This is a genomic window from Streptomyces regalis, from assembly GCF_001509475.1.
Taxonomy (GTDB): domain Bacteria; phylum Actinomycetota; class Actinomycetes; order Streptomycetales; family Streptomycetaceae; genus Streptomyces; species Streptomyces regalis.
Genome location: NZ_LLZG01000047.1, coordinates 137,701 through 143,975 on the forward strand (window position 1 = coordinate 137,701; position 6,275 = coordinate 143,975).

At 69.7% G+C, this 6,275-nt stretch carries 7 protein-coding genes and 2 pseudogenes; 3 read left to right on the forward strand and 6 right to left on the reverse strand.

What is annotated here, in order from left to right; genetic code table 11:
- Nucleotides 1-3 precede the first annotated feature (3 nt).
- Both pstB and ADL12_RS56275 read left to right on the forward strand, forming a co-directional pair.
- Nucleotides 4-878: pseudogene (pstB, locus tag ADL12_RS09380) on the forward strand (phosphate ABC transporter ATP-binding protein PstB).
- Between the two features lie 529 nt (nt 879-1,407).
- Entirely contained in the window at nt 1,408-1,755 is a 348-nt protein-coding gene (locus tag ADL12_RS56275; RefSeq protein WP_279617132.1) for a winged helix-turn-helix domain-containing protein, read from the forward strand.
- A 74-nt stretch (nt 1,756-1,829) separates the two neighbouring features.
- On the opposite strand, the gene ADL12_RS53845 is transcribed toward ADL12_RS56275, so the two are convergent.
- Both ADL12_RS53845 and ADL12_RS09390 read right to left on the reverse strand, forming a co-directional pair.
- Nucleotides 1,830-1,994, reverse strand: a complete 165-nt coding sequence (locus tag ADL12_RS53845) for a hypothetical protein (protein ID WP_159053121.1) — start codon at nt 1,992-1,994, stop codon at nt 1,830-1,832.
- A gap of 38 nt (nt 1,995-2,032) precedes the next feature.
- Entirely contained in the window at nt 2,033-2,716 is a 684-nt protein-coding gene (locus ADL12_RS09390) for an arsenate-mycothiol transferase ArsC (RefSeq protein WP_062700472.1), read from the reverse strand.
- An 86-nt stretch (nt 2,717-2,802) separates the two neighbouring features.
- On the opposite strand from ADL12_RS09390, the gene ADL12_RS09395 reads away from it, so the two are divergent.
- Nucleotides 2,803-3,195 (forward strand): ArsR/SmtB family transcription factor, encoded by a 393-nt coding sequence (locus ADL12_RS09395; protein ID WP_062700474.1) that lies wholly within the window; start codon nt 2,803-2,805, stop codon nt 3,193-3,195.
- A gap of 11 nt (nt 3,196-3,206) precedes the next feature.
- Here the strand turns inward: ADL12_RS09395 and ADL12_RS09400 are convergent, their stop codons facing one another.
- The 4 genes and pseudogenes from ADL12_RS09400 to ADL12_RS09415 form a co-directional block, all read right to left on the reverse strand.
- Complete coding sequence (locus ADL12_RS09400; RefSeq protein ID WP_062700476.1) at nt 3,207-4,640, reverse strand: FAD-dependent oxidoreductase; 1,434 nt, start codon at nt 4,638-4,640, stop codon at nt 3,207-3,209.
- A gap of 67 nt (nt 4,641-4,707) precedes the next feature.
- Nucleotides 4,708-4,916, reverse strand: a pseudogene (locus ADL12_RS09405) (thioredoxin family protein); the annotation flags it as partial.
- Nucleotides 4,917-4,944: 28 nt separating this feature from the next.
- Complete coding sequence (gene trxB / locus ADL12_RS09410; protein ID WP_062700477.1) at nt 4,945-5,928, reverse strand: thioredoxin-disulfide reductase; 984 nt, start codon at nt 5,926-5,928, stop codon at nt 4,945-4,947.
- Nucleotides 5,925-6,275, reverse strand: a 351-nt coding sequence (locus tag ADL12_RS09415; protein ID WP_062700479.1) for an arsenate reductase/protein-tyrosine-phosphatase family protein, incomplete at its 5' end; no start/stop codon positions are given. The genes ADL12_RS09415 and trxB, both read right to left, overlap by 4 nt.

Here is a 6,275-nt window from a genome sequence, read left to right on the forward strand (position 1 = left end):
CCCATGACCGAAGACGCCGTTCCCGCCACCCCGGCCGAGGAGAACGAGGCCCTGTCCCTGCGGATCGGCGGCCGCCGCCGCAACCGGCCCGAACCCTCCCTGGACGACCCGGTGTTCCACGTCTCCGACCTCGACGTCTGGTATGGCGATCACCAGGCCGTCCGCGACGTGACGATGACCATCGGGCGCCGGCAGATCACCGCGATGATCGGCCCGTCCGGCTGCGGCAAGTCCACGGTGATCCGCTGCTTCAACCGTATGAACGACCTGATCCCCGGCGCCCGCGTCACCGGCAAGGTCGCCTACCACGGAGAGAACCTCTACGACCCCGAGGTCGACCCCATCGAGGTGCGCCGCCGCATCGGCATGGTCTTCCAGAAGCCGAACCCGTTCCCCAAGTCGATCTACGACAACATCGCCTACGGCCCGCGCGTGAACGGCTTCAAGGGCGCCATGGACGACCTCGTCGAGGAGGCGCTCACCGGGGCCGCACTGTGGGACGAGGTCAAGGACAAACTCAAGTCGAACGCCCTCGCCCTGTCCGGCGGCCAGCAGCAGCGGCTGTGCATCGCCCGCGCCATCGCGGTCCGGCCCGAGGTGATCCTGATGGACGAGCCCTGCTCGGCGCTCGACCCCATCGCCACCGCCCGCATCGAGGACCTGATGGCGGACCTGGCGATGGACTACACCATCGTCATCGTCACCCACAACATGCAGCAGGCCGCCCGTATCTCCGACTACACCGCCTTCTTCACCGCCGACGTCGACGACAAGGGCGTCGGCACGGGCGGCTCGTCGAGTACGACACCACCGAGAAGATCTTCGAGAACCCGTCCGACCAGCGCACCGAGGACTACATCACCGGCCGCCTCGGCTGACCGATGCCGTATCCGATGTGCGCCCCCTTTGCGCGCTACACGTAAAGGAGTACTACGGGTGACACCCGAGGCACACCGGCCACCGGAGACCGCGCCCGACAGCGGTCCCGGCGGCCCCGACGACGGCAGCGCCCCCGACCTGCTGCTGGCCGAACCCGACCCCGACATCGCCAAGCGGGCCCTGGCCCGCTTCACGGCGTCGGGCGTGCGGACCCTGGTCTGCCACGACGGCGCCGAGGCCCTGCTCCAGGTCGGCGCCCGCGGCCCCAAGGCGGTCCTGCTCGGCGCCCCGCTTCCGGTGGTGGGGGTCGTGCAGGTCACCGAGCTGATCGCCAAACTCCACCCGGTCCCGGTCCCGGTCCCGGTCCCGGTCCCGGTCATCGTCGGCGCCGGACCGGAAGGCGCGGCGGAGGCCACCGCGGCCTTGGAGGCCGGAGCCGTGGCCTTCGTGGCCCGGCCCTACCGCACCGAGGAGATCGTCCCGCTGCTCAGGGGCACCCGTCCCACGGACGATGCGGCGCAGACGCTGGTGGCCGGCGACATCGAGCTCGACATCGCCGGTTTCCACGTCTATGTACGGGGACGCTCCATCCAGCTGCCGGTCCGTGAGTTCCTGCTGCTGCGCTACCTCATGGAGCGCCCCAACAAGGTCATCAGCCGAAGCGAGCTGACTCAGGCCCTGTGGGGGACGGACACGCTGGACAGCAACACCCTGACCGTGCACGTCCGGAGGGTACGCAACAAGCTGCGCGACGAGGCGGGAAGCCGCTGCACCATCGACGCCATCCGCGGCATGGGCTACCGCCTGGAGTGCGGACGCGAGGACGGTGTCCCGGCACAGATCCTGTCCACCCGTCCGGCGCAGACGCCGACGTAGCGGTTGGGGCCTTCCGTGCCGGAGATGCCGGAGGAGGAGTCCTTCATCGATCTGCCGATCTGGGCCGGCACCATCTAGGGGCGCCACCACCACTGGTACTCGACGAAGGTCTGCGTGCGGTTTCTGGCGGCCGGCCAGACGAGGTGGCGGAGGTTCGACACCGACTGGATCACCATGATGGAGATCATCACCGCTCGCACCGCGGCGGAGGCACGGACGCTGATCTCCTGGTGCCTCACAGAAGCGGACCCTTGAGCGTCGGCGGACTGCCGCCGTCTCAGCCCGTCGTGGCCGAGGCCGACGGCCGTGCGTCGACCAGCTCCTGCACCAGCACTCCGATACGGTCCTGCAGCGCATCGCGCACGGAGCGGGCGCTCTCGATGTCCAGGCCCGACAGCTCCGGCAGATCCCAGCTGAGGTAGCGCCGGCCTGGCCGCACCGGGCACGCATCCCCGCACCCCAGCGTCACGACCACGTCGGCCGCGTCCACCACCTCGCACGTCAAGGGCTTGGGAAACTCCTCCCCCGGATCGAGGCCCTGCTCGGCCAGGAGTTGCCGCACGATCGGCGCGATCGCACCTGAAGGGGCGGAGCCCGCGGTCAGCACCTCGACGGAACCGGCCGCCCGATGGCGCATCAGCGCGGCGGCCAGCTGCGAGCGCCCGGAGTTCTCCGTACACACGAACAGCACATGCGGGACCGGCCCGGGACACAGCCCCGACGCCTTGGTCAGGGCCCGCAGCCTCTGGTCTGCGAACCGCTCCACCAGTACGGGCAGGTAGTGGGAAGTGCGAGCACGCGCACCGAGGAGTTCCGCACACTCCTCGACGTACGCAGCGATGGTCTCCCGGGAGAAGGCCCGGCCGTGTCGTGCCGCGAGGCGCCGGGCGATGCGCTCCAGGATCGCCCCGCTGTTTCGCAGCGGGGGAGTGGCAGGACCGAACCGGCTTTGCTCATCCATGGAGGCACCTCTTCCGGTCGCGCCGGGAAACTCTCCCCGGTCTTGGAGTGTCAGGGGAACGTGTGAGCGACGCTTATTCTGTATAGATGGCTATCTCTACGTATGGCGAAGGGTCGGGGGCGGTGGCGGAGGAAGCGGAGACGTGCTCCCCATCCCTGGCGTGCCACCTCATCGACCGTGACGAAGCCGGACGGCTCGCCGCCATGCTCAAAGCCATCGCCGACCCGACCCGGCTGCAGCTGTTCCGCCTCATCGAGCGCGCGCCGACGGGCGAGGCGTGTGTGTGCGACCTGACCGAGTGCCTCGGTCTGCGGCAGCCGACCGTCAGTCATCACCTGAAGGTCATGACCGAGGCCGGCCTGCTCGACCGCGAGCCGCGCGGCACCTGGGTCTGGTACTCCGTGAACCTCGACGGTCTGCGCCGAATACGGGCGATTCTGGAACCCGTGCCGGAGGGCGAGCCTGCCGCGGCTGCCTGACTCTTTCCCGGTCAGGGAGTACGCAGCATCCGGCGCTGGACGTCGAGCTGGTGCTCGCTCATCCACGCCTGCGCCGCGACCTGGACCGCGTCCCACGGGGAGCCCAGCGGCGGCGTGTAAGAGAGATCGAGTTCATTGAGGCCGTCCACCGGCATGCCATGGAAGAGCGCGGTGGCGTATGTGTCGACGCGCTTGGAGATCTCCGCACCGAGCCGTCCGACGAGCTGCGCGCCGAGGAGGAGACCGCTGGAGGTGTCGCCGGTGACGCGGATCGAGATCGGGGTGGCACCCGGGTAGTACGCCTTGTGGTCGTCGGGACGGCTGCCTGTCGTGGCCGGGGCCCAGTCCCTTGCGGCGGCGCGTGCCTCGTGGTCACGCAGACCGGTGCGGGCGGCGACGAGATCGAAGACCTTCACGACCTGGGTGCCCAGGCTGCCCGCGAACCAGCGGTAGCCACCCAGCGCGTTCTCCCCGGCGATCCTTCCCTGCTTGTGGGCGGTCGTGCCCAGCGGCAGCCAGGTCTTGCCGAGGAGGCGGTGGTGGGTGACGGCGCAGTCCCCGGCCGCGTAGACGTCGGGCAGTGAGGTGCGCATGTGCTCGTCGACGTCGATCGCGCCCTTGGCACCGAGCTTGGCCCCGGCGGTCGTGACGAGCTTGGTGTCGGGGTGTACGCCCACGACGACAAGGACGAGGTCGGCAGTCTGCGTGAATGTCGTCCCGTCCGGTCCGGCGGCTCGGACATGGGGTGTCTCGCCGGAGTGGCTCCGCGCGATCTCGGTGACCTGGGTACCGGTCATGACCTCGACACCGTGCGAGGTGAGTTCCGCGTGCACGAGCGCGCCGAGCTCCGGGTCGACGGTGGGCAGCACTTCGGGCAGAGCCTCGATCTGGGTGACCCGCAGACCACGTGTGGTCAGGGCCTCCGCCATCTCCAGGCCGATGTAGCCCGCGCCAATCACGACAGCCGACCTGGGGCGGCGCTCCGCGATGCTCTGCATGACCTCGAAGGTGTCGCCCATGCTGTGCAACAGGTGCACACCGTCCTGCGGGCCCAGTGCGCCGGGCCCGGTCAGGCCCTCGATGGGCGGGCGGACGCTGACGGCTCCCGTACCGATGATCAGTGCGTCGTACGGCAATTCCTCCGTGCGGCCGTCCGCGTCACGCACCGCCAGCCGCTTGCTTGCCACGTCAATGCCGGTGGCAAGGGTGTCGGTGCGCACCTGCATGCCTGTGGCCTTGAGGTCAGCCAGGGTGCGGTGGGCCAGATCGCTCCAGTGGCCGACCTCGCCGGAGACGTAGTACGGGATGCCGCAGATGGAGAAGTTCGGGTAGGCGTCGGCCACGACCACGGTGACCTCGCTGTCCGGATCCAGCTCGCGGGCGCGCAGGGCGGCGCTGATGCCGGCGTCGCTGCCGCCGATGGCGACGATGCGCTTCCTGGCCACCGGAGTACCTCCGTGGGAGAAGAGTGCTCGGTGGGGGCGCTGGGGGCGCCCCCACTGGCGTCGTGTGTCAGGCGAGGTGGTCGGCGAGCTCGCGTTCCAGGGCAGCCTTGGGCTTGGCACCCACGATGCTCTGCACGACCTCACCGCCCTTGTAGACGTTCATCGTCGGGATGGACATCACGCCGTACCGCGCGGCGGTTTCTGGGTTCTCGTCGATGTTGAGCTTCACGATTTCGATCTTGTCGCCGTGCTCGCGGCGATCGCCTCCAGGGAGGGTCCTCCTACGTCGATGAGGGCGGAGCCGTCAGACGGTGACGGCTTCGGCCTCGGCGGTCGCGGGCGCGTCGGCGAGGGCCGCCAGATACCGCTCGGCGTCCAAGGCGGCCGCGCAGCCCGATCCGGCCGCGGTGATCGCCTGCCGGTAAGTGTGGTCGACCACGTCACCGGCGCCGAAGACGCCGGGGATGTTCGTGCGCGTGGTGGGGGCGGCGACCTTGAGGTAGCCCTCGTCGTCCAGGTCCAGCTGGCCGGTGACCAGTTCGGTGCGCGGATCGTGGCCGATGGCGACGAACAGGCCGGTGGCGGCGAGTTCGGAGGTCTCGCCGGTGACGGTGTCGCGCAGGGTGAGCCCGGCGAGCTTGCCGGCCTCCTCGTGGATCTCGCCGACCTCGCGGTTCCAGGCGAAGGAGATCTTCGGGTCGGCGAAGGCGCGGTCCTGCATCGACTTGGAGGCCCGAAGGGCGTCGCGGCGGTGGACGACCGTCACGGAGCGGGCGAAGCGGGAGAGGAAAGTGGCTTCCTCCATCGCGGTGTCGCCGCCGCCGACCACGACGATGTCGTGCTCGCGGAAAAAGAACCCGTCGCAGGTCGCGCAGTACGACACGCCGCGGCCGGACAGCGCGTCCTCGCCCGGGAGATTGAGCTTGCGGTGCTGCGAGCCGGTCGCCACGATGACGGCCTTCGCCCGGTGGACCGTACCCGCGGCGTCAGTCACCGTCTTCACCTCGCCGGTGAGGTCGACGGCGACGATGTCGTCGGGGACGAGTTCGGCGCCGAAGCGTTCGGCCTGGGCGCGCATGTTGTCCATGAGGTCCGGACCCATGATGCCGTCGCGGAATCCGGGGAAGTTCTCCACCTCGGTCGTCTGCACCAGCGCGCCCCCGGCCGTGACCGCGCCCTCGAAGACCAGCGGCTTCAGCGAGGCGCGGGCGGTGTAGAGGGCGGCCGTGTAGCCGGCCGGACCCGAGCCGATGACGATGACATTGCGGATGTCTGTCGCTGTGCTCATGCCTGGGGCTCCGGCGCGATCTCCTTGATCAGTCCCTCGATCAGTACCTTGATCTCGTCACGGATCGGACGCACGGCCTCGACGCCCTGGCCCGCCGGGTCCTCCAGCTGCCAGTCCAGGTACCGCTTGCCGGGGAAGACGGGGCAGGTGTCGCCGCAGCCCATGGTGATGCAGACGTCGGACTCCTTGACGGCGTCCACGGTGAGCATCTTCGGCACCTCGGCGGAGATGTCGATACCGACCTCCGCCATGGCCTCGACGGCGGCCGGGTTGACGTGGGCGCCCGGGTTGGAGCCGGCGGAGCGGACCTCGACGCGGTCTCCGGCCAGGTGGGTCAGCCACGCGGC